Source organism: Flectobacillus major DSM 103 (genome assembly GCF_000427405.1).
Taxonomy (GTDB): Bacteria; Bacteroidota; Bacteroidia; order Cytophagales; family Spirosomataceae; genus Flectobacillus; species Flectobacillus major.
In genome coordinates this window covers 2,445,824-2,469,102 of the sequence record NZ_KE386491.1, presented here as the reverse complement: position 1 = coordinate 2,469,102, position 23,279 = coordinate 2,445,824, and the positions used below count along the sequence as shown (strand labels likewise).

At 38.8% G+C, this 23,279-nt stretch carries 18 protein-coding genes; 14 read left to right on the top strand and 4 right to left on the bottom strand.

The annotated features are described in order from the left end of the window. Nucleotides 1–45: 45 nt before the first annotated feature. Nucleotides 46–3,681 carry a GMC family oxidoreductase gene (locus FLEMA_RS68720; protein WP_044171489.1) on the bottom strand — a complete coding sequence of 1,212 codons (3,636 nt, stop codon included), beginning with the start codon at nucleotides 3,679–3,681 and terminating at the stop codon, nucleotides 46–48. 265 nt (nucleotides 3,682–3,946) lie between these two features. Here FLEMA_RS68720 and FLEMA_RS0115825 point away from each other — a divergent pair, with 265 nt between their 5' ends. The 3 genes from FLEMA_RS0115825 to FLEMA_RS76115 all read left to right on the top strand — a co-directional run bounded on the left by FLEMA_RS0115825 (nucleotide 3,947) and on the right by FLEMA_RS76115 (nucleotide 9,222). After that, nucleotides 3,947–4,627 (top strand): hypothetical protein, encoded by a 681-nt coding sequence (locus FLEMA_RS0115825; protein WP_026995733.1) that lies wholly within the window; start codon nucleotides 3,947–3,949, stop codon nucleotides 4,625–4,627. Between the two features lie 101 nt (nucleotides 4,628–4,728). After that, nucleotides 4,729–5,646: a YjiK family protein gene (locus tag FLEMA_RS0115815; protein WP_026997733.1), complete on the top strand. Its 918-nt coding sequence runs from the start codon at nucleotides 4,729–4,731 to the stop codon at nucleotides 5,644–5,646. A gap of 510 nt (nucleotides 5,647–6,156) precedes the next feature. Then, on the top strand, nucleotides 6,157–9,222 hold the full coding sequence (locus FLEMA_RS76115; protein WP_052354077.1) for a PAS domain S-box protein: 3,066 nt from the start codon (nucleotides 6,157–6,159) through the stop codon (nucleotides 9,220–9,222). 285 nt (nucleotides 9,223–9,507) lie between these two features. Here the strand turns inward: FLEMA_RS76115 and FLEMA_RS68710 are convergent, their stop codons facing one another. Continuing rightward, complete coding sequence (locus tag FLEMA_RS68710) at nucleotides 9,508–11,115, bottom strand: T9SS type A sorting domain-containing protein (protein WP_044171486.1); 1,608 nt, start codon at nucleotides 11,113–11,115, stop codon at nucleotides 9,508–9,510. Nucleotides 11,116–11,418: 303 nt separating this feature from the next. Between FLEMA_RS68710 and FLEMA_RS68705 the strand changes: the two genes are divergently transcribed. Both FLEMA_RS68705 and miaA read left to right on the top strand, forming a co-directional pair. Continuing rightward, nucleotides 11,419–12,300 carry a hypothetical protein gene (locus tag FLEMA_RS68705; protein WP_052354076.1) on the top strand — a complete coding sequence of 294 codons (882 nt, stop codon included), beginning with the start codon at nucleotides 11,419–11,421 and terminating at the stop codon, nucleotides 12,298–12,300. Between the two features lie 42 nt (nucleotides 12,301–12,342). Continuing rightward, on the top strand, nucleotides 12,343–13,242 hold the full coding sequence (miaA, locus tag FLEMA_RS0115700; protein WP_026995728.1) for a tRNA (adenosine(37)-N6)-dimethylallyltransferase MiaA: 900 nt from the start codon (nucleotides 12,343–12,345) through the stop codon (nucleotides 13,240–13,242). A 351-nt stretch (nucleotides 13,243–13,593) separates the two neighbouring features. Here miaA and trpF read toward each other — a convergent pair whose 3' ends face one another. After that, on the bottom strand, nucleotides 13,594–14,199 hold the full coding sequence (gene trpF / locus FLEMA_RS68700) for a phosphoribosylanthranilate isomerase (protein WP_052354075.1): 606 nt from the start codon (nucleotides 14,197–14,199) through the stop codon (nucleotides 13,594–13,596). Nucleotides 14,200–14,395: 196 nt separating this feature from the next. Between trpF and mnmA the strand changes: the two genes are divergently transcribed. The 3 genes from mnmA to FLEMA_RS0115640 all read left to right on the top strand — a co-directional run bounded on the left by mnmA (nucleotide 14,396) and on the right by FLEMA_RS0115640 (nucleotide 17,017). Further along, nucleotides 14,396–15,529: a tRNA 2-thiouridine(34) synthase MnmA gene (mnmA, locus tag FLEMA_RS68695; RefSeq protein WP_044171481.1), complete on the top strand. Its 1,134-nt coding sequence runs from the start codon at nucleotides 14,396–14,398 to the stop codon at nucleotides 15,527–15,529. 86 nt (nucleotides 15,530–15,615) lie between these two features. Further along, nucleotides 15,616–15,891: an ArsR/SmtB family transcription factor gene (locus FLEMA_RS0115645; protein WP_026995726.1), complete on the top strand. Its 276-nt coding sequence runs from the start codon at nucleotides 15,616–15,618 to the stop codon at nucleotides 15,889–15,891. A gap of 55 nt (nucleotides 15,892–15,946) precedes the next feature. Next, nucleotides 15,947–17,017 (top strand): alkene reductase, encoded by a 1,071-nt coding sequence (locus FLEMA_RS0115640; RefSeq protein ID WP_026997732.1) that lies wholly within the window; start codon nucleotides 15,947–15,949, stop codon nucleotides 17,015–17,017. A gap of 131 nt (nucleotides 17,018–17,148) precedes the next feature. On the opposite strand, the gene FLEMA_RS68690 is transcribed toward FLEMA_RS0115640, so the two are convergent. Further along, nucleotides 17,149–17,646: a peptide deformylase gene (locus FLEMA_RS68690; RefSeq protein ID WP_044171478.1), complete on the bottom strand. Its 498-nt coding sequence runs from the start codon at nucleotides 17,644–17,646 to the stop codon at nucleotides 17,149–17,151. 41 nt (nucleotides 17,647–17,687) lie between these two features. Here FLEMA_RS68690 and FLEMA_RS68685 point away from each other — a divergent pair, with 41 nt between their 5' ends. The 6 genes from FLEMA_RS68685 to FLEMA_RS0115570 all read left to right on the top strand — a co-directional run bounded on the left by FLEMA_RS68685 (nucleotide 17,688) and on the right by FLEMA_RS0115570 (nucleotide 23,224). Next, on the top strand, nucleotides 17,688–18,281 hold the full coding sequence (locus FLEMA_RS68685; protein ID WP_044171475.1) for an aminotransferase class IV: 594 nt from the start codon (nucleotides 17,688–17,690) through the stop codon (nucleotides 18,279–18,281). A 57-nt stretch (nucleotides 18,282–18,338) separates the two neighbouring features. Then, a complete protein-coding gene (locus FLEMA_RS0115610) occupies nucleotides 18,339–19,775 on the top strand; it encodes an ATP-dependent DNA helicase (protein WP_026997731.1) in 1,437 nt (478 codons plus the stop codon). Between the two features lie 73 nt (nucleotides 19,776–19,848). Then, complete coding sequence (locus FLEMA_RS0115600; protein ID WP_044171472.1) at nucleotides 19,849–20,352, top strand: lipocalin family protein; 504 nt, start codon at nucleotides 19,849–19,851, stop codon at nucleotides 20,350–20,352. A gap of 138 nt (nucleotides 20,353–20,490) precedes the next feature. Then, nucleotides 20,491–21,030, top strand: a complete 540-nt coding sequence (locus FLEMA_RS68680) for an RNA polymerase sigma factor (protein WP_044171470.1) — start codon at nucleotides 20,491–20,493, stop codon at nucleotides 21,028–21,030. 9 nt (nucleotides 21,031–21,039) lie between these two features. Further along, nucleotides 21,040–22,524 (top strand): hypothetical protein, encoded by a 1,485-nt coding sequence (locus FLEMA_RS0115585; RefSeq protein ID WP_026995722.1) that lies wholly within the window; start codon nucleotides 21,040–21,042, stop codon nucleotides 22,522–22,524. A 172-nt stretch (nucleotides 22,525–22,696) separates the two neighbouring features. After that, entirely contained in the window at nucleotides 22,697–23,224 is a 528-nt protein-coding gene (locus FLEMA_RS0115570; RefSeq protein ID WP_026995720.1) for a DUF4890 domain-containing protein, read from the top strand. Nucleotides 23,225–23,279: the final 55 nt, after the last annotated feature.

Here is a 23,279-nt window from a genome sequence, read left to right as displayed (position 1 = left end):
GCCTCGTAGTCAGCTACGAGGCTTTTTATTTTTTAGACTAGATTATCAGCCAAATTTGGCATAAATTTTCTTGGCTGCCAGCGAACTCATAGCCATAATTGTCAATTGTGGGTTTACATTGATACTTGTAGGAAACACCGACGCATCGGCCACAAATACGTTGTTGTAACCTTCTAATTGAAAATCTTGATTGACAACTCGATGTCCAGCAAATCGTTCGCCAGCCATTTTATTGCCTCCTTGTGGATGGGCTGTTCCTACAAATAAATCTGTGATTTGAAGAGGATAATCCTTGAAAGCCTCAATAAAGTCGTTTACTTCGCCTGCATTTTGTAGGTCGAGCAAAATACCGGGCTTGGTAGGTACAATTACTTTTTTTGCCCCGGCCGCTTGCCCTATTTTAATAAGCGTAATAATAGCATATTTAATTCTTTCTACATCTATTTCGCCCAGTTCCCAGCTAAAAGCTTGTCCATTGAATATATCAGCCTTGGCCTGAATACTGCCTTTGGCTTCCGAGCCAATAAGGCTACCAAAGTTGAGGAGCTTGGTGTATTGATCCATAAAGGCATCTCTTTTTTCAAAAAAGAAAGGCATACAAGCCAATGCAAAGGCTGCAGGAGGATTGAAATAGGTTTCAAACACAACGCCACTTTTGATAGTCGAAGCCTCAGGATTTAGGCTTTCAGTATACATGGTAATTTGTTCGCCATCAAAAGCATTGATGGTAGTGTCGAACTGAAATGCCAGCGGCATACCAAAATTACAACTCACTTCCTGTCCGATTTGAGGATTATTAACTTGGCTTCGCATCAGGAAATGGCTACTTGCTATAACTCCACCCGCCACAATTAGGGCTTTATTGACCTTTACTTGTCTGATTTCGCCATTGTCGGCTCGTAATAATACATACTCGGCTTTGGTTGCTGAAGCATCGGGCGTAAAACGTGCTGCTGTCCAGTTTGAAATTACCTGAACACCCCAATATTCAGCCCAAGGAATATAGGTTTCGAGCATCGAGCGTTTACGAAGTCGTTTATTTCCCAAATTCCAATTACCATCGCCTATATTATGGAGGTGGTTTACCTTCAGTACAGCCGCAGGCTTGAGCTGGTCTTTAGAGGCCATTGTTAGGTTATATCCTGCAATACCCGCTACAAATTTCTGTTTTACGGCTTGATTAATACCTCGTTCACTTAATTCTTTGATATGAAGTTCTTGCTCTATTTGGTCGTATTCGGCTATGATTTTTTTGGTATCAATACCAAAGTTTTTTTGCCAATTCTCACTAACCTCATCAGGCATTCTAAAACACACAGCATTGTTGCTTACAGTTGTACCACCTACACACTCGCCTTGTAAAAGGGTCATAGTAAACTTTTTGGTTTGCTGAAGTCCTCCTTCTTTATATATCTTTTTCATCATTTCAAGTTCATTGTCCTGAAAATCCTGTAAAGCTTGGAGGCGGTTTCCTCGTTCAATAACCAATATTTTTGCAGCTTCTTGTTTTACAGCTGTTTCATCGACACGCCCCGACGTATCGGTATATTTTTGACGAATACAGTCTACCAACCTATACGCTGCGGTAGCACCGCCTGCTCCTGAGCCAATAATAAGATAATCGACTTCGGTAGGCAAGTTAGCCTCATGTGTAGGGGTACTTACTCTTGGTGCAACAAGCTGTTCTTGCTGCACTTCAGCAAAATTGAGTGGGTCATTTTCGTCTTTGGGCAATTGTGCTACCTGTTTGAAGGGTGGATTGGCCGAAGCAGTATTCCCTTGTAGGCGGTCACGGGCATCTACAGGTACATAACCAATATGGTGTCGTATATTTTGGTTAGAATAATACGCAAACATTGTAAGGGCATTCAGCGAAAGGCCAATCTGATAAGCCAAATCCGCCAATAATGGCACAGCCGACTGTTGGCGTTGTAGGTCATTTCTAAACAAATATTGATTCAGAAAATACCGTTGTTCGCTGCGTTCCATCGACGAAAATGGAGGGTGCATTCCAAAAAGAGTATTGAATATATGCTCTAGCAAACCAAAAGGAAGGTTGAGTAAACCTCTTTTTCTACCCTTGATACCTCCAATATATTGGTCGACAGACGACAGGATTGCTGCTAAATTTTTGGCATCGTCAATCAAGATATTTTTTTCTGCCCCTAATGCCTGTACCAGTGCCGCAATATTAACAGCCGCCGCAGAGCTAAGGGTATTTACGCCACAGTCTATACGATAATACATTTGGCGAATAGCCACAGTAATTCCTGCAATAGCCATACTTACCAATGCATACAAGCCAAAATACCAGTCTATATCCGAGAAAATACCGTGCTGAGTTTGGATGTTAATATCGGCAAAAATAATCCATATAATCGATACCACAGCACCCAGTAGCAATGGAAATACCAATAGATTGGTAAAATGTTGCCGAAGCTTGTCTCGCTTAATAAGCAGTAATGTAATTGTTCCTAAGGTAACATATAGGGTGATAGTATTACCAACCATAGGGTCGGGTTCAGAGAAAATAATACCAAACCCTTGGGTGAGATTTCCCCATATTCGAGTAATTAAAATGCCCAAACCTATTCCAAAAAACACAACAGTCAAGCCAATATATAACCATTGAGTAAGGGTCATCGGAATAGAGAAGTTGATAGGGAAGTCGTTTTGTGCCATAAATGGCTGCCGATAACTGCGGTATTTGAAAAGTACAAAGATAAAAATCGACATTAACGAGCCTTCCACAAAAGTAGATGTGAGCAGATAGTCTCGATAGGTAATAGTATCTGATGGGTTCAGGTAAAACAGTAAAGTAAAAGTGGTAGAAAACAAATGACCAGCCACCAAAACTACACATACATAATAGCGGAGGCTACGATTATAAGCTCCCAAAAACGTAAGCATAATCATAATCCACTCTTTGATATAGGTATTCAGTGCCAAAGCAGGATTGGCATTGCTCATATTAATCATGTATTGCAGCGACTCGGGCCATGGGCTTGCCCCAAGCTGCCCGATGGCCAAAACAGCCCAAAAACCCAAATAGCCAAAGCCTGCCAAACGGAGCAACCAAAAGCCAATATCTCGTTGTGGTGTTGGGATACTTTCTTGTGCCCATGCTTGGCCAAATAGGGCTTGGTATTGGGCATGGCTAGCCCCACGAGCAGGAAGGTATTGTAATACAAAATTGGCAATGAATCTTGATAGAAATAATGTTAATATGGTATATATCAACGAACTAAATGATACCCAAGCAATGATTTTTAAAAAAGGATTATTGATTGCCCCCAGCCATACTGTCTGGTTAAGTGTCCAATCGAGCCACACATTTTTTTGAGCCTGATGCGATTGAAATAGGGCCAGTTCCAGTAAAAAATAAGGAATAAAAGCCAGTATAAACAGGAATATAGAGCTAGATTTACGAAAGACAAAAAGGAGAGGAGTAAGAAAAAGGATGTTTATTTTGAAAATAAACCAGCAGGTACTCCATGTTTTGCCTGCAAAATACACTTTGCCAAATACAAGAATAGATTCATTTTGGGCCCAGTATAGCAACCCTCCTGTCAGGATAGCCTGTATACAACAGGTGAGTAATAAGCTCAGTAAGGGTTTTGTGGTGTCGAGAGAGTCATTTTTTAGGTAGCCTCGTAGGTTCAGTAACGACGGTATATTCATAGTAGATTAGCAATGGGTTTTCGTTTCGTTTGTGAATTTAGGCTATAAATACAAAAATTCTTCGCTTCTCTAAAAAAAACTTCTCAAACCTCTTTTTATTTAGTCGAAATACCATTTTGTATAAAAAATAAAACATATTTTAATTGCTAAAAAAAGCTTTTAATTTAGCTGAAAGGCCATTTTTATCGTAATTTAGTTGAAATATTTTGCCTAATGTATATAATAAATCATCTGATAAGATTCTATACAGCTAAACAATTATTGTATGAAAAACCTATATCTCATTACTCTATTCTTATGGGGTACAAACGCCTTTGCTAACCAGCAGCAAGACTCACCAAAGCCAACCAAAGTTGTATTTCGAGGAATATTTAAGTTTCCTGAATACGAATTCTACACCATCAATAAAGGCGTAAAAGTAGCTATCAAAGAAAGCACCGAGTTGACCCTCGACCCTTGGGCTTCTGTGGTATTACGAGCCGTAAACCTCCACACCAACGAAATCGTAGCACGAGAAAAATTGGTGTATATGACAATCCCGACCGAGGTGATTTTGAATACCTTAAAAGACGAGAAAATTCTGTATATCAGAAAAATACAAAAAGGTGTAGTATTGACATCTCAAGTGGTAGAGGCTTCGCCCAAAACAGAAGCCAAGCCCGCGAAACAAAGTGCTGAAGCTACAAAGCCCTTTGTAAAACTAAAACCAGGAACAGCACCCGAAAAAGACCAAATTCGCCCAGGAAAAGCAGAAAAAGTAGAAGAAAAAGCACTAGTTACAGCTAAGGTCATCAAATCAAAAAATACTCCTGCCAATACCAAAACCAATAGTTTATCGACTAAACCAACCGCTCCCAAAACCAATACAGCGGTAAAACCAACAACCACAAAAAATCCCCCCGCCAAAGCAGATTTGAAGCCTATTGCAAAAAAAACCGAAAAATAAAGTAACTTATAACCTCAATTGGATTATATGTTTTTTTGCATTATCACTACTTAATTATTGTGAGTTTTTCTATGAAATATATTGCTTGTACTTGTCTTGTTATGAGTTTATTCTTTGTATGTTCTTGCCAACAAAAGCAACACCGTGATATTAAATTAGCCATTAGCGACTCTAGCTTATTTGTGAGTACAGCTATTTGGTATCCTATCGAAAACCTTGCGATAAACGAGGCTTCGGGGCTTGCATCTAGTAAGAAAAATAAAGGTTATTTCTGGACTCACAACGATAGTGGGGGCAAGAGTATTTTGTATGTAATGGATGCCAAAGGAAAAGGGTATCTCGAATTTGAATTAGAAGAGGCCGACAATCGAGATTGGGAAGATATGGCTATTGTTGGTAATCAACAAGGGGCAACAGTCTATTTGGGCGACATTGGTGATAATTTTAAATGGCATTCTCAAAAAACTATATACCGTTTTCAAGAACCCACCATTACGAGCAGTATGCCTGTACACAATGTTATTCAAAAATACGATAAAATTGTGTTTACGCTTCCCAATGGAATAAAAGATACCGAGTGCCTAATGGTAGACCCACTTAGCAAAGATATTTATCTGGTGTCGAATCGTGAGGCAATCAAACAAATATATCGGCTTAAATATCCCCAATCAACTACCCAAGTACAGGAAGCTGAGTATTTGGGCGATATCAGTATTTCACAAGAACAACCCAACGATTCTAAAGAAACTCGCCAAGATTTATATATTACCTCGGGCGATATTTCTGCCCAAGGCGACGAAATTTTGGTAAAAAATTACCTTAATATTTTTTATTGGAAAAGACAAAAAGGAGAAACAATTGCCCAAGCACTCAAGCGGCCAGCCAAAGTAATTCCATACGAAAAAGAACCACAGGGTGAAGCCGTAACGTTTTCGGCCGATGCCTCAGAGTATTATACCATTAGCGAACAGGCACACCCAAGCTACCATGTGTGTTTGGTATGTTATAAGCGTAAATAAAGGTTGGTGTTGGGTACAATGCTCGTTTATTGCTTGCTTTAGGTAAATTGCAACCTTTTCAATACAACATTTGTACGATAATATTAGATTAGCCTTTGTAGTAGGTTGCAATAGGCCTTGATAATTATTACACTTTTCGCTAAAATCAAGCATTGCTCAAATATTCATAATTCAATTCTGTTATTCTTCATATATTTTACCAATTTTAAACGGGATTGCTAAAATAAAAAAAAACATTTTTTGGTATAGTCGTAGTAAATAGATGATTAGTAGGTGATTTTTGTACATTTAACAAATGTTAATTTTATTTGGTATGATTATTGTGGCATTTTTAAGAAGTGTTTTATGTTCCGTTCTTCATTCAACTTAACTAAGATAATTTGCATACAATATCAGCAATTGTATGTTTACTAGAGTTCTGTTTTACCTCCATAATTGATATTAGAAAGAGATTGTTGTTATGCCTAAGGGCAACAAACCTACTTGAACACTCATCGTGAATGTATTATCATGCAAAATATTGTAAATCATATTGTTGAGGATACAAATGTTGGTTTCTGGGATTGGAATATCAGCGAAAATATACAGTACTGTAATGCTATTTTTACAAAAATATTAGGGATACAACTCCCAAGTGTTTCGACTTCCACTGCATTTTGGTTAGATACCTTGGTAGTCGAAGATAAGGTGTTGTTTATAACCTATTTCCAAGCATTATTGACTGAATCTCACGACACAACTTTTACCTGTGGGTTGCGTTTTTTGCATCCGTCGGGGAGGGTTGTCGACACAATGGTATGTTTTAATATTTTGGAAAAAGACTCGGCAGGTAAGGTTCAGCGCATTACGGGTAATTTTTGGGATATTACTGCTCAAAAACAATGGACGACAACTTTACAACGAACCGAAAGCCTGTATAGTAAATCAAGCGAACTGGCTCGGATTGGCGGTTGGGAACTCGAAATAGCCTCTAAAACCTTGTTTAGCACTAAGATCGCTAAACAAATCATGGGTTTAGACGAGTATTATACGCCAGCGTTAGAGGAAATACTTGCTTTTTGCAAAAAAGAGGTTGATAAACAGCGGTTTCTTGAAGCCATCGCAATAGCCCAACAAGAACATAAATCTTTTGAACTGGAATTTGAAATAATAACCGCTCAACAAAAAAATATTTGGATAAGAACCACAGGCGAAGCCCATATTGTAGGGGGTATTTGTGACAAAATAATAGGCGTTTTTCAAGAAATTACCAAGCAAAAACAGGCCGAAGAAAGGCTCAATGTAATTTTTGAGTATTCTACCGATGCCCACTTGCTTTTTGATGAAACAGGTATTCTCGATTGTAATACAGCCGCTGTAAAAATGCTTGGCTGTAGCAACAAAGAGCAGTTACTGGCGTGTCATCCTGCCCAATTTTCACCAGAGTTTCAGCCAGATGGCCGTCGCTCGGACGAAAAATCAAGGGAAATGGATGCCTTAGCAACCCAGAAAGGTTATCACCGATTTGAATGGCTACATACGCGCTTCAATGGTGAGATTTTTTTGGCAGAAGTATCGCTAAATCCTGTCAAAATCAATGATAAAAGGGCTTTGTTGGTGGTATGGCATGATATTACTGAACGCAAAATAGCGGAGGAAAAACTGAAACAAAGCGAAACTATTTTGTCTGAAACACAGTCGCTTACTCATAGTGCAAGCTGGGTGATTGATTTGGAAAGTCATATAAGTTGTTACTCGGCTGAAGCTTTTCGGATTTTTGAGCTAAATACGCCCTCGTTGGCGTTGTCGGCAGAAGAAACTATTAGCCTGATTCACCCCAATGATAGGGACTTGTACCTGTCAACACTTCAGCATGCGAGTATGTCGGGCGAGCCATTTAGTATAGATTTACGCATTGTTTTGCCCAATGGGCATATTAAATATTTGCAGAAAATTGGTAAACCAACCGTTGATACACAAGGTAATATCAAGAAAATATATGGTGCAATATTAGATGTAACAAAAAGTAAAAAAATAGAGCAGGCTATTCATCTAAAACAAGAACAGCTAAGAAATTTTATCGAATATACTCCAGCAGCTATTGCTATGTTCGACAAAAATATGAATTATATTGCCGCTAGTAATATCTGGAAAGTATCTTATCGTTTGGATGACCTAGAAATTATCGGGAAAAATCACTACGAGGTTTTTCCTGAAATTAATGATACTTGGAAAGCTATTCATCAGCGTTGTTTGAAAGGAGAGGTCTTGAATTCTAATGAAGATTCTTTTACAAGGCTTGATGGGCGAGAAGAATGGTTACGATGGGAGATTCGCCCTTGGTTCGAGAAAGAAGATGAAATTGGTGGTATCATTATGTTTACGGAAGTAATAACCGAACAAATAGAGGCCAAAAGTACCCTGATAAAAGCTAAAGAACAGGCCGAACAGGCGGCAATTGCCAAGACACAGTTTTTGTCGACCATGAGTCACGAAATCCGAACGCCTATGAATGCTGTAATTGGTATTACGCATTTGTTGATGCAGAATTCGCGTGAAGACCAGTTGGAGTATTTGAAAATACTCAAGTTTTCAGCCGAAAATTTGCTAGTACTCATCAATGATATTTTGGATTTCAACAAAATTGAGGCTGGGAAAATAGAGTTTGAAGAAGTAGATTTTAGTATAAAAGATTTATTGGGCAATATTCGGGCGGCATTACTCCAGAAAGCTGTCGACAAGGGTATTCAGCTCAAACTAATGATAGACGATGATTTGCCAGAAGCCGTAAAAGGCGATTCGGTAAGAATAGGACAGATTATAACGAATCTTGTAAGTAATGCCGTGAAGTTTACCGATAAAGGCAAAGTTACGATTTCGGCCGCATTGGTTAAGAAAGATAGCGAATTTACAACGATTAATTTTGAGGTAAGAGATACAGGTATTGGGATTCCACAAGAAAAGTGGGAGCATATTTTCGAGAGCTTCACTCAAGCCAGCTCCGAAACAACCCGTAAATATGGTGGCACTGGATTGGGCCTTACTATCACCAAACGACTTTTGGAGATGCAGGGCAGTAAAATAAATTTAGAGAGTACTCCAAACGAAGGCTCTGTATTTTATTTTGATTTAAAACTTAGAAATAGCTCTTTCCAATTTAAACGAATAGAAACTTTGACTCCTCAACAACAATATAGAAGCCTAAAAGGTCTAAAATTGCTTATCGCCGACGATAATCAGATTAATATTATTGTAGCAAAACAGTTCCTCAAAAGATGGGAAGTGGAGTGCGATGTAGCCGAAAATGGACTATTGGCCTTACAAATGGTACAACAAACCGACTACGATTTGGTACTAATGGATTTGCAAATGCCCGAGCTAGATGGCTATGAGGCTACCCGACAAATCAGGAGCTTAGGCAACGAATATTATAGCCAATTACCGATTATTGCCCTAACGGCCTCGGCTATGTTAGATATTAAAGATAAGGCTTTTGCTGTTGGAATGAACGATTATATTAGCAAGCCTTTCAATCCAGACGAGTTATATCGCAAAATTTCACTTCATAGTGAAGACAAAACAAAAATGTCGGCATAATCTCAAACATAAGCCATCTCGAATTTAGAGAATGGTGATTATTGTTAAATATGATTTTTACCAGTAGAGATACAATGCTTTGCGGCTAAAGATGTGTCTTGCTGAAATTTAAGATGAAAAAGGCATTCGAAAAACTAATTTCGAATGCCTTTTTCATTTGAGCAAATGATAAGCCTCTTCAATGTTCACTTGACAACCTCATGAATCCCAACAAAGACAAGCAAGAGTTCTCTATTTAAAATTCAGGATGACTCATGTTGGAGGCTGTAATGGGTGTTTTCTACCCTAAAATTTATAAAACTTTCCCTGAAAAATGGGCGGTCTACTATTAGTTGCTCCTGTATTTTGCGTGAGCTTAATATAATAAGCTCCTATGGGTAATGTCGAAATGTCTATCCGATACAAATTATTATTCAAAGGAATTATTTCGTTTTGTAAAACTAACCCTCCTAGACTGTTAAAAACATCAATAAGTACAAACTGCTCATTAATAGGTAATTGGATATTGATTGTTTTGTTGCTAGGATTGGGGTATAACTGTAATATCTCAAGCGACCCAAAGCCATCATCATTCCCAAAGCCCGTATATTCAAAACATCCAATATCAAAGTCTTCTTTTAATCGCAAGGTATCATTCAAATCGGTCTTGATATTCCAACTTGTAAGGTTTTTACCTTTTTTGAACAAAGGCGAGCTGGGTCTAGGCTGATAATTATTGTTGAACGTATCCTGAAAAAGAGCATCGCTGATATTCAAACTTTTAAAATTATACTCCTCTATAAACTGAACTCCGTCGGGAGTATTGATATACTTTTTGGTAGCAGGATTAATCAAAGCATTGTTGACAACATGGTAGTTTTGAATAAGGCTATAGATTTTGATGCTTTCGGTTTGGGTATTGATAATGGTATTATTGGCAATTCTGACATAGGTGTTTTCGAGCGAGCCAGGGCGGGTATCCGAAAAAATCCCACTATTGCCTGTCGATACAATCAGGTTGTTATAAACCATTTGGTTGCCCAAGCCACCAATCATGATAATACCCACACCTGGAATATTTTCTACCGAATTGTTATAGCATTCGCCACCCGAGCCACCCCCAACTTGAATACCATTGTTTTGAAAGTCGGCAAAAGGGGTATTTCCCGTTTTTGATACTCGATTATGATGCACTTTGGCATTAGGCGAGCAACCATACTGAATTCCTTCAGCCCCAGTATTTTCGACAATATTATGGTGTATTTCCAAGCCTACAATACTATGAGGAAATACTACCTGAGGAGTCCCCGAACAGATAATGTTTTGGCCATAATTCCAAAAAGAACTACCAATATATAAGCCTTCGCCGCCTGTATTATGAATATAATTGTCATGAATTTTTACATTATACATGGTAAACTGGTCTTTCCAAGTACTACCATCGCAGCTAGGGTCGGTTTTAATCATCATTCCTGCAAAGCCTACATTATGAACTTCAACATGGTCTATTTCACAGTCCGAACTTTTGTCGGTTACCTTAATTCCCATCGAGTTGCTTGCTTCACTTTCTACACTAATACCGTACTTTAATGCACTGTCGCCAGTGCCAGTGAGCTTAAAATACTGGCAATTAGAAAAAAGCATACCATTGGCATAGCCTTTTACCGAAACCAAGCCTCCACAGTTGATTAGCTTGATTGGTTTTTCGGGTGTTCCACTAAAATTACTGAATCTGATGTCGCTGTATTGTCCAGCTTGTAAGCAGATTGTTTGCCCTGGTTTGGCGTTGATTTCGTTGGGAGAATAATTCCCTGCTTGAGTAATCGTAAAATCGCATTGACACGATTGTGCATTTACCGAATGATCCAGTATCCCCAATAATATGAATAAAAAATAGCAATGAAACTTGTACATATATTAACTAAGTGTGATAGTGAATAAGTATTAAGTTGGGGCGGATATAGATATAAATTTTGGCTGATAATGATAAGTTTGGAGGGGTTAAGCAAATTTAATGATTTTATAAATTAATTGAATGATTTTATGATAAATGACGCTATTTTCTGCAAATAAATTCTTTCATAAACGCTGATAACATTTTTAGAAGAAAAAATCATCTTTCAAAACAAAGATAAATCATAGCAATATGAGGCTTATAGAACAAAATTGTTGGACGAGCTTTATCTTTGTATTCTTGTATTTTAAATACCCTTTTGATTGAACTGGATAGAAGATTGCCAAACATGGCTCGAAAATGAGCAAATTCCTTTCGAGATACCCAACACAACCCTCGACAATAATCACTGGCCTGTTTTGGCATTTCCCCAACAGCGAATTTGCTTGTTGATGATAAGTTTAGATACTTGGAATGCCCGTAGTTTATCACTCGATTATTGGCAACAGCTTGCTGATAAGGCCAAAGCGAATGCCCAGAAAATCATTTTCCTTTGGGAAGACCTCTGGGTTACGCAACAAGATTTAATAAAAGCTCGATTAAGGAGTATTTTGGGTAAATTCTATCGTATCAATGCTCGTCATTGTATAATAACAAGAATAGATAAGCCTACATTAGATAACTTTCTCATAAACAATCATTTGCAAGGAACTACTCAGGCTAAGTATAAGTATGGGTTGTTTCTGAAAAAACAATATGTGGCTAAATATATCAATCATGATGCCTCAGCTGAAGCCGATTATTTGGTAGGAGTAGCCTCATTTAGTGGCGGACGAACCATGAAGTGGGGCGACCGCAAAGACCATCGTTCTTTTGAGCTATTACGCTTTGCTACCTTGCAAGGGTATGTTGTGGTAGGAGGAATGGATAAGCTTCTCAAAGCATTTATTGCCGAATTACACCCCGACGATATTATGAGCTATGCCGATAGAGATTGGTCGGATGGACGCAGTTACAAAACTCTAGGTTTTGAGCCTGTTGATACCCTTTTACAGCCTCAAGTGTATTGGATAAACCCAATGACCCTCGAACGACACTTTGCCAATAAAATTTTAGGAGAAAAAAGCGAAAAAACATTACAAGAAGCTCATTGGATAAAAATTTGGAATGCAGGTAGCCTAAAATACGTAAAAACAATAGCGTAATTATGTAACAATCGCTCTCGAAATAAAGCACTTTTAGCCATAATGAAGTATAATTTAATTACAATTTTGGGGCCAACGGCCTCTGGCAAAACCAAATTGGCAGTACAATTGGCCGCTTATCTCAATGCCGAGATTATCAGTGCCGATTCCAGACAGGTATATCGGGGCATGGATATTGGTACAGGTAAAGATTTGGACGAATATGTATGGAATGGGCAAAAAATTCCTTATCATTTGATAGATATTGTCGATGCAGGCCATAGCTATCATATTTATCAGTTTCAGCAAGATTTTGAAAAAGCCTTCAACGATATTATATCAAGGGGCAAAATAGCTATTTTGTGTGGTGGGAGCGGCTTGTACCTCGAAGCGGTACTCAAAGGTTTTCAATTTACGGCAGTACCGATTGATTTGCCTTTCCGTGAAAGCCTTGAAGATAGCACATCCGACGAGCTATTGGCATTATTTGAGGCTGTTCCTAAGCAATATTCGGCTACGGCCGATATTTCTACCCGAAAACGATTAATAAGGGCTATTGAAATAAATCGGTATTTGGAGGCTAATCCCGATTTTCAACTTCCTTCCAAAATCGTTCCTGTCTCTATCATTTTTGGATTAAATCCTCCTGTGGAGTCTCGTCGGCAAAATATTACCAAACGCCTCCACCAACGACTAGCAGAAGGAATGGTAACAGAGGTACAAAACCTGATAGAAGCGGGTGTACCTGCCGAAAAACTGATTTATTATGGGTTAGAATATAAATTTATTACCGAATACCTTTCGGGTAATATTTCGTATGAAATTATGGTAGAACGGCTCAATGTAGCCATTCATCAATTTGCAAAAAGGCAAATGACCTATTTTCGTAAAATGGAACGTGACGGCCTAATTATCAATTGGTTGGATAATGAACCGTTCACTAAGTTAGTAGCAATGTTGTAGCAACTAATAGCAGAAAATCGTACATTTGATTAAGTAAAAAGAAAGAACATTTTGAGTGATATAGTAAAAAACTCAAAAAATATCATAAAAAGATTAGGGTTTGCTTGTTGTTGATTGTCATCAGAAGACCAAAGATTATTCAAATTTTAACCTTACTTACATCTTAACTTAACTATGTCGATTGTCATATTTGCCCTTATATTGTTGGGTATGGGAGTGTACCTTTCATTTGCAGTGAGTAATCCACAGAAAGATAATTTTTACAAATAAAGTATATTGTCGTTAATGATAAAAAAGGCACAAAGCGAACATATTAAAAAAAAACACTTTGTGCCTTAATTTTACAGCCTATTAATCTTCCGACTCGATAGCCTCCAAAATATTCATTAGCTCGTCCATATCGGCAAATCCAGGCCTAATTTCTTGCCCTCCTTTCAAGGCAATACCTTTTACGGGTATGTCGTCGATAAGCTGGCCTATAGAATCTTCTTTAATCCCGAAAGCCAGTAAAATAGGGTACTGAAAAGCCCAAGCGTCGATTTGGCTCAATGCCGCATCGTCTAATTGAGCAAACTCATCTGTATTTTCTAGTAAAAAATATTCTACATAGCCAGCCGTTGTTTGGAACAATGCAGGCAAATTGGCTGTAGCAAAATCTGTTTTCAAGATAATAGGCAAGCCAACTCTTTGTAATTGCTCCAAATCTGGCAAATTTTGTGCCGACACCTGTACAAGATCAGGTTGGAAAGTTTCTACCAAGTCCAAAATCTGGCTAATATCTTTAGTGTCTGTTTCGCCCACAATCTGAACGCCCGCCAACCAGCCACGCATTTCTTTGTATTGCTCAAATGGAACTTCGTCCATCGAAAAACCGATGTATTCTACGCCCATTCCTGCACAATAACGTGCATCAGAAAGGTTAGAAACCTGCGAAACCTTTACGATTGTTTTTAACATAATATTCTATTCCGTCTTTTGTGACCAGCCAACTGGCCGTCATATTTCTGCAAAAGTACGATTTGAGGTACATAGAACCAAAAAGCTAAGAGCGGTGTTAAAAAAAATATTGTAATTTTGCAAAACAGTCGGCTAAGGTCGCTGTAGGTATTTTTAATTTTCAAAACGGAGGACTTTGAACCCTCGCCGCATTCAAATGAGTAAACACGGAAGAATTTTGGTCGCCATGAGTGGCGGCATCGACAGCTCTGTAGCAGCCGTCATGTTACACGAGCAAGGCTACGAAGTAGTAGGAATGACCATGAAAACATGGGATTACGCTTCGTCGGGAGGCAATAAAAAAGAAACAGGGTGCTGTTCACTAGATTCTATCAACGATGCCCGTAATATTGCCGTTGAATTGGGTTTCCCGCACTATATTCTCGATATTCGAGAAGAATTTGGCGATTATGTAATCAATCACTTTACCGGAGAATATTTGGAAGGCCGTACGCCCAACCCGTGTGTAATGTGCAATACGCATATTAAATGGGATGCTCTTTTGCGTCGTGCCGACAAGCTAGATTGTGAGTTTATCGCAACAGGGCACTATGCCAATATTCGTGAAGAAAACGAACGTTTTGTAATATCGAAGGGTGTAGATACGTGGAAAGACCAAAGTTATGTGCTTTGGGGGGTGTCGCAAGAAAGCCTTTCTCGTACCAAACTTCCTTTAGGGCATTTAACCAAATCTACGATTCGTGAAATGGCAACTGAGCGTGGCTTTATGGATTTGGTCAACAAATCAGAAAGTTATGAAATTTGCTTTGTACCCGACAATGACTATCGTGGCTTCTTGAAACGCAGAGTAGAAGGACTCGAAGACCGTGTAAGAGGAGGAAATTTTGTAGATACAGAAGGAAAAATTCTTGGAAAACACGAGGGGTATCCTTTTTATACTATTGGCCAACGCAAAGGCTTAGGTATAGCTTTGGGTTATCCTGCTTTTGTTACCGAAATCAGAAAAGAAACTAATGAAGTGGTGTTGGGCCGTGACAAAGATCTGGAACGCGACGGTATGATAGTAGGGCAGTTGAACCTTTCTAAATACGCTAGTATTCCCGATGCTATCGAGACTGTGACCAAAGTACGCTATAAAGATGCAGGTACACCAGCAACGATTGTACAAGAAGGCGAAAAAATGAAAGTGCATTTCCACGAACAAGTATCGGGTATTGCCCCTGGTCAGGCGGCAGTTTTTTATGAAGGTAACGATGTTGTTGGTGGTGGATGGATTATGAAATCGTTCAAGCAAGATGCCGTTTCGGGTATTTATGCTGCTACAGTATAATGATTTTTAGCAACAAGCTATAAGCTACACAGTAGCCCTTATGGCTTGTTGCTATTTTTTTATTGTTCCATGATACGTACCCAATTATGTCGTCTGAGTTAAAATTTATTGAAAAAGCCACCAATGCCGTAGCCGATAACCTACGCCTCAAAATATTGCTTGAATTATCGCAACAAGGCGAAATGAGCTGTGGCGAAATACAAGCATTGATAGGTGTATCGCAGCCTACGTGTTCACATCACCTCAAGCTCCTTTCCGACAGCGAGCTTATTGTATGCCGAAAAGAGGGGAAATTTCATAAATTTTCACTTAATAAAACTAGTTTTTCCCAACTTTCTTTATTCTTTCAGGAACTTTCTTAGCTGATTGAGGTTTTATATTGATACATTTCGATATGTAAATATAAAAACTCAGTCTATGGCTTCTAAATTATTTTCTCCTGCCCAATTAGGCACAATAACATTATCAAATCATATTGCAATGGCTCCAATGACTCGTTCAAGAGCTATTAGTAACCTCCCTAACGACCTTATTGTTACTTATTATGAACAACGAGCCTCGGCAGGATTATTAATTACCGAAGGGGTTGCTCCGTCGGCTAATGGCGTGGGGTATGCCCGTATCCCGGGGATTTATTCGGCCGAACAAGTGGCCGCTTGGAAAAAAGTAACCGATGCCGTACATGCCAAAGGAGGAAAGATTTTTATTCAGTTGATGCACACAGGACGTGTGTCGCATTCGGCCAATATGCCATCAGGTAGCAAAATCATTGCTCCGTCGGCGGTAGGCCTAAAAGGACAAATCTGGACTGATACCGAGGGTATGCAAGATTATCCAGTGCCAGCAGCTATGACCCTTGACGAAATTCAGGCAACAAAACAAGAATATGTTCAGGCATCTCTCAATGCCATCGAAGCAGGTTTTGATGGTGTTGAACTTCATGCTGCCAATGGCTATTTGCTTGATCAATTTTTGAATACACAATCAAATATCCGTACAGACGAATATGGCGGAGGAATAGAAGGACGTGCAAAATTTGTGTTAGAAACGGCAAAGGCCGTAGTGGAGGCTATCGGTAAAGAAAAAGTAGGGATTCGGGTGTCGCCTTATGGGGTATTCAACGATACCGAGTTGTTCGATACAATCGATACTGATTATCAATATTTGGCCGAAAAGCTCAATGATTTAGGCTTGGTATATGTACACATTGTTAACCATGAGTCGATGGGAGCTCCAGCGGTTTCACCAGTTGTTATCAACAATATTCGTGAGGCATTCAAGGGTACATTAATTTTATCAGGAGGATACGACACCGCTCGTGCCGAAGCCGATTTAGCTAGTGGAATTGCCGACTTAATAGCCATTGGTCGTCCGTTTATTAGTAATCCAACACTGGTAGAAAAACTACAAACAGGCCAAGAATTAACACCTCCTAAATACGATTTATTCTATACAGCAGGAGCTGAAGGATTTACCGATTATTTATAGGGAAAAGGGATTTTCTAAATTAAGTAATGCTATTGTCAGGCGAGAGTATTTGCCTGATAATAGCATTTTGTCTTGTTGATTAGAGCTGTAAGAAGGATTGTGAAAACCTCAACGATTGAATCAGTGAGGTTTTATACGCCCTGAATATCCCGCCATTTAAACGCTTTTTCATCAATAGCACGCATTGTGCAAAGTATACCATCCAAATGGTCATATTCATGTTGAAGTAATTCTGCAAGGTCGTTTTCCATAGACCAAACTTGCTCTTCCCAATTTTCATCCCAATACTTAATCGTTAAAGATTTATGTCTTTTAACCCTTACGAGCAGTTGCGGAAAGCTCATGCAATCGTCCCAAAGCTCAAACATTTCTTCGCTAAGATTTTCAAAAATTGGATTAATAAATACCACTGGCCGATCGATATTCATATAAATTAGCCGCTTCATAATACCCAATTGTGGTGCAGCAATTGCCCTTCCAAAATGGTATTTTGCTCGGATTTCCTCCATAACATGGTGCAAATCGGTCACCCATTCGTGTACCAAAGGTAGTTCGTGTACTTGTACAGGCTCGCAAACCTCATAAAGACGAGGGTCGCCCAATAAGAGTAGGTCTTTTAGTTGTTTCATGAGGCATTATTTAAAATGAAAGACTAAATTTACAGTGTATTATGAAAATATTAGAAACCATACAAATAAAAGATGGGGCTGTTCAACAAATAGACCTTCATGAAGCCCGACTAAACGATGCTCGTCAAAAGCTATTTGGTGATATTGCTCCTATACAATTATCTGATTACCTTCTAATTCCTGCCGAATTTCAGCAAGGAATAGTACGTTGTCGGGTTATTTATGAGCAAGAGATTGAGGAAGTCGGTTTTGTACCTTATGTATTTAAACAGATAAAAACACTAAAAGTGGTAGAGGCCAAGCCTATCGACTATGCTATAAAATGGCTTGATAGAACCGATTTTGGCGAACTACTAGCCAATAATACTGCTTTTGATGAACTTATTATTGGTCAAAACGGCTATGTTTCCGATGCTACTATTGCTAATTTGGCCTTTTGGGACGGTACGCACTGGTTTACGCCCGATACACCTTTGCTAAAAGGTACAAGAAGACGAGCTTTGTTGGAATCGGGAAAAATTACCCAACGAGCTATTCGATTAGAAGAAATACGTTCGTACAAAAAAGTATGTTTAATCAATACCTTTAGGGATTTGTTGATTGAAAATGCCATAGACATAAGTCAGGTATTTTGAGATAACAGCCTAAAACCTTACTTTAAAACGTTTAAAATAAACCAGCAATCATTCATTGTGGCAAACGATAATATAACACCTGCTTTTTTACTGCGTCAAAAATTTCCATTTGAGCCAACCTCTGGCCAAACCGAGCTGTTTGAGAAAATGGATAAATTTATTACGAATCAAGACGATTTTGGCCCTTTGTGTTTTTTACTAAAAGGGTACGCTGGTACGGGTAAAACCACCGTAATATCTACTATAATAAAGGTATTACCCAAATTTAGTTACAAATCGGTATTGCTAGCCCCTACAGGGCGAGCCGCCAAAGTAATGTCTAATTACTCGAAAAAAGCAGCTTTGACTATCCACAAAAAAATATACAGGCAAGTAGCCAATCAATATACAGGTAGCTTGGAGTTTCAGCGACAAAATAATTATGCCACCAATACCATTTATATTGTCGACGAATCGTCAATGATTTCTGACGATGCTGAATTTGGTACGGCAGGCTTATTGACCGACCTGATGGAATACGTTTTTTCACATCCTGAAATGGACTACAATGGCAATAAAATCATTTTTGTTGGCGATACGGCACAGCTACCACCCGTTGGCAAGCTGATGTCGCCTGCCCTAGAAAAAGGCTATATGGAAGGACAATTTCATTTGGGCGTATTAGAACAAGAGCTAACCGAAGTGATGCGTCAGGATGCCGAATCAGGAATTTTGTTCAATGCTACTCGACTGCGAAGCACGTTGGCTTCTGAAAAGCCTGCGATTAGTTTTATTACCAAAGGCTTTAGGGATTTTTTTAAAATGACGGGCGAAAAACTTGAAGATGGCCTCAATTATGCTTACCGAAAGTTTGGGCGAGAAAATACCATTATTCTTACTCGTTCCAATAAAACGGCTGTTCTTTACAATCGATATATTCGTCAGCAAATCTTTGCCTTAGAAGATGAACTCTCGGTTGGTGACTTGCTGATGATTGTTCGCAACAATTATCACTGGCTCGGAGAAGATTCTCCTGCGGGCTTTTTGGCCAATGGTGATTTTGTAGAAGTCATGAAAATTAGGGGTATCGAGGAGGTACACGGCTTTAGATTTGCGACATTGCACCTTCGCCTACTAGACTACGAAGACCACCCCAATATAGAAGCTAAAGTACTATTAGATACGCTTTACTCTAATAATCCGTCGCTGAATAAGGACGAAAGTAAAGCCCTTTATGAATCGGTTTCGCAAGATTATGAGCATATTGTCAACAAAAGAGACCGTATGACCGAAATCAGAAAAGACCCTTATCTGAATGCCTTACAGGTAAAATTTGCGTATGCTCTTACTTGTCATAAGTCGCAAGGGGGGCAGTGGAATGCCGTTTTTGTAGAACAGGGTTATTTGACCGACGAACAAATCAACGAGGATTTTGTGCGGTGGCTTTATACAGCCGTTACAAGGGCTACTCATGAAGTATTTTTGGTAAATTTTCACCAAGAATTTTTTGATTGATATTTTCTAGGATAAAGAGCTAGCAATCTGATTTTCTGAAAATTTCGTATTTGTAAAAAAAAATATTACCAATATGAAACTAACCAGTATAATCCTTTTTGCTTTGTTATCTTCTTGGTCGCTACCCAATAAGCCTGTCGAGCGGGTAGACATAAAACAATATGCTGGAGTATGGTACTCGCTGTACTCTATTCCCACCATTTTTGATAAAAATACCCGAGAAACAACGGGTTTTTATACATGGAACCCCAAAGGGTATTATGATGTAGTAACAAGCTATAAAAAGGGAAATGATGAGGATATTCATTCGGTAAAGTCTAAGGTATTTCAGGTAGCTGGAACTAATAATGCCCAAATGGAAGCACAGTTTTTGTGGCCTTATAAAGTAGACTATTGGGTAATTGAGCTAGCCGACGATTATTCGTATGTGGTAGTTGGCCACCCCGAATACAAGTATTTGTTTATTATGAGTCGTCGAAAAGCATTGCCCCCAAAGCAACTCGATGAAATAATGGCACGCTGTAAAGCCCGAGGTTACCCTGTAGAAAAATTGGTTTCACAACAACATGATAAATAAATGTTTCTTAGAGACGTTGCAATGCAACGTCTCTAAGAAACATTAAAATAAAAAATAACATCTCCGCCCCACCATTTCCCCACCAGTAGCATCTTATTAATAGAAATCGATTCCTTTATCTATACATTCATTAATATTATGCCCGATACACTTTCATCTTATATAGACCAATTTCAAGGGGGAAATCATCTTGTATTTGAGAAGATTTACCAAGTTATTTCGCCCAAAATGTTTGGCGTGTGCTTGCGTTATGCGTCAGATAGAGATGAAGCCAAAGATATTCTTCAAGAAAGCTTTATCAAGATATACCATCAACTCAACACCTTTCGGCACGAAGGTTCTTTTGAAGGTTGGGCAAAGCGAATTGTTGTCAACACAGCCTTAGCATATTTTAGAAGTAATACAAAATGGAAAAATATTGCTTTAGAAGATAGCGATGAGATTTTTGACATAGAAAGTGAAGACGATATTTTGAGCTATTTGTCAAATCAAGACATTCTACACCTGATTCAAGAGTTACCACCTTCTTACCGACTGGTTTTTAACCTGTATGTTTTTGAAGGATTAAAACATCGTGAAATAGCCGAACAATTAGGCATTGGTGAAGGGACTTCTAAATCAAACTTGGCAGATGCCAGAAAAATTCTACAAAAAAAATTATTGGGGGTAACGAAATAAATACAGACAATGGAAAATAACCAAGAACATAAAATAGATAGCTTTTTTAAAAAATCTCTTGAAAATCAAGCTTTCCCACCGCCCGAAAACCTCTGGGCAAATATTGCAGCCGAAACGATTGCCAAAAAGGATAAAGGGATAAGTCCGCGGCTAAAGTATATGACCTCTTTGGGGCTTTTGGTCATTGGAGGATGGGTGTTTTGGTTAGTGAATGATACACATACGCCTGACAATCAGACTGTAAAAGATAATGCGAGTATGCTGGCCAATCAGGCATTGACAGGTACAAAGGGGATTAATCCTGCTAATAGAGTAGGTCGAATTTACCAAAATACGATAAGTCAACTAAGCAATTCTACAGAGGTAACGAGCAAAAGTAATATGATAGCCAATACTTCTCCAAGCTATTATTCAACACCCCAAAAGAGGTATCTACAAACTTCTCAAAGTGCTAAAATACAGCAACGTACAGATGTGTATAGTCAACAAAACAGCGATGACATTAGCTTTGTCCCAGAGCAGCAAATAGCCAGTGTTTCACCAACTATGATGCTTCAAAAAGGCATAGTACCCATTGATTTATCTGAGAAGTATCAGCAACTTCTGAGCGAAAAAGTACTTCCTATTCAGTTAGCAATCGACAGCGATACCAATAGCAAATCGGGTGGGGCTAAGCTCAGTTTAAAACACCCAACCATTTCGTTAGACTACGGGCTGTTATCTAATACCATAAGCTATAACCCAAGCTCTAGCAACTCGCTGAATAACAAAATACTATATCCTGAAAAAAGCTCAGCCAAGCAACTAAAATTAACGATTGCTTGGAAAATTACTGAAAAATCAAGAATGGGAATAGCCGTTGCCTATACCAACTACAATCTTAGTGTTCCCTATTATAATATCCCCCCTTGGAGTAGCTACTGGGGTGTTCCAGCGGTATCGCTAAGCCCAGAAGGGCAATATTACCGTGCTGTTCTCCCTTTGGGGACAGCCAATATTCCTGTAGAAAGGTTCAATGGTTTACCCACAAAATCACCTAATACGCTCGACAGTACCCGACAAGTTATCTTCTCGGATAACAATATCATGAATACCATCAGCTTAGCCATCACAACACAAAATGATCTAATAACACTACAAAACAAAAAGAAAAAATACTTCAATCTAAAACTCTATGCCATTGCTGATTTTACTTTTCAGCAACCAATCCACTATAGTTATGAGGTTATAGACGTACAGGCATCGTTATCGTCGTCGATGGTTATCGCACAGAAAGGGATACTTTCTGAGAGTGTCAGCCAGCTCGAAAATGCTTCAAAGGTAGTATTTGGCACACGACTTGGCCTTGGTATTCGCTGGCAGTTTTCACCAATACTAGGCATATTTGTAGAAGGTACTACTCAAGGTTCTTTGAATTCATGGATGAAAAATCAAGAATTCAATACCAAGATAAGAGCAAATATCCTTAATTGGGGTATCAATTTTAACTTGTAGTTCAAGCTGAATGTATTTTTCTAGCAACTAACAAGCCGCTTTGTCAATTACAAGCAATAATATTGATATACATAAATTCACTGAAGTTCTACAGAAAAACCCTTCTGGTAGTGTACAAAAGCATATTTTCGAGAATAGGCCGTTTCAATGTTTGAAATAATATAATCTTGATATGAAAAAAATGCAAAAATGCTTGAGTGCAGTAGTCATGATAGTGGCGGTTGTAGTTTCGTTTAGTTCGGTGGCACAAATAGGAGGAGGAGGCCCAGGTAGAGGTGGTATGCCTTCCAATATGGAAGGAGGACGTAATGCTCCTGAGCCTCCAGACCCCGAAAAAATGGTAGACCAAGAAGTAAAATGGATGAAGAAAAAACTCAAATTGTCGCCCGAACAGACCGACCACGTTACTGATATTTCTACTAAATATGCTTTTGCCCAACTTGATTTGAGGCAAAAAAATATGAACAAAGGTTCAGCTTCTCGCCCTTCAGAAAAAGAAATGAAGCTGCTCAAAGAACGTATAGATGCGTTGATGGCAGAAAAAGACAAGGAAATGAGTTTGGTACTTGCTCCAAAGCAATTTGAGAAATACCTCAAAAGACGTGAAGACCTTGCCAAAAGTTTAGAAAAAAATACCCCAAAAGGTAATGGTGGGCCACCTTCTGGAGGGCCTCAGGGAGGCGGTAGAGTACCCTTTTGAAACCAATAATCGATTAATAACCAGACTGTTTAATATAACAACTAATGTACTGGTT

Excerpts from the sequence above, each read along its gene's own strand:
- FLEMA_RS68720 (WP_044171489.1), bottom strand. The coding sequence starts at position 3,681 with ATGAATATACCGTCGTTACTGAACCTACGAGGCTACCTAAAAAATGAC.
- FLEMA_RS0115825 (WP_026995733.1), top strand. The coding sequence starts at position 3,947 with ATGAAAAACCTATATCTCATTACTCTATTCTTATGGGGTACAAACGCC.
- FLEMA_RS0115815 (WP_026997733.1), top strand. The coding sequence starts at position 4,729 with ATGAGTTTATTCTTTGTATGTTCTTGCCAACAAAAGCAACACCGTGAT.
- FLEMA_RS76115 (WP_052354077.1), top strand. The coding sequence starts at position 6,157 with ATGCAAAATATTGTAAATCATATTGTTGAGGATACAAATGTTGGTTTC.
- FLEMA_RS68710 (WP_044171486.1), bottom strand. The coding sequence starts at position 11,115 with ATGTACAAGTTTCATTGCTATTTTTTATTCATATTATTGGGGATACTG.
- miaA (WP_026995728.1), top strand. The coding sequence starts at position 12,343 with ATGAAGTATAATTTAATTACAATTTTGGGGCCAACGGCCTCTGGCAAA.
- trpF (WP_052354075.1), bottom strand. The coding sequence starts at position 14,199 with ATGTTAAAAACAATCGTAAAGGTTTCGCAGGTTTCTAACCTTTCTGAT.
- mnmA (WP_044171481.1), top strand. The coding sequence starts at position 14,396 with ATGAGTAAACACGGAAGAATTTTGGTCGCCATGAGTGGCGGCATCGAC.
- FLEMA_RS0115645 (WP_026995726.1), top strand. The coding sequence starts at position 15,616 with ATGTCGTCTGAGTTAAAATTTATTGAAAAAGCCACCAATGCCGTAGCC.
- FLEMA_RS0115640 (WP_026997732.1), top strand. The coding sequence starts at position 15,947 with ATGGCTTCTAAATTATTTTCTCCTGCCCAATTAGGCACAATAACATTA.
- FLEMA_RS68690 (WP_044171478.1), bottom strand. The coding sequence starts at position 17,646 with ATGAAACAACTAAAAGACCTACTCTTATTGGGCGACCCTCGTCTTTAT.
- FLEMA_RS68685 (WP_044171475.1), top strand. The coding sequence starts at position 17,688 with ATGAAAATATTAGAAACCATACAAATAAAAGATGGGGCTGTTCAACAA.
- FLEMA_RS0115600 (WP_044171472.1), top strand. The coding sequence starts at position 19,849 with ATGAAACTAACCAGTATAATCCTTTTTGCTTTGTTATCTTCTTGGTCG.
- FLEMA_RS68680 (WP_044171470.1), top strand. The coding sequence starts at position 20,491 with ATGCCCGATACACTTTCATCTTATATAGACCAATTTCAAGGGGGAAAT.
- FLEMA_RS0115585 (WP_026995722.1), top strand. The coding sequence starts at position 21,040 with ATGGAAAATAACCAAGAACATAAAATAGATAGCTTTTTTAAAAAATCT.
- FLEMA_RS0115570 (WP_026995720.1), top strand. The coding sequence starts at position 22,697 with ATGAAAAAAATGCAAAAATGCTTGAGTGCAGTAGTCATGATAGTGGCG.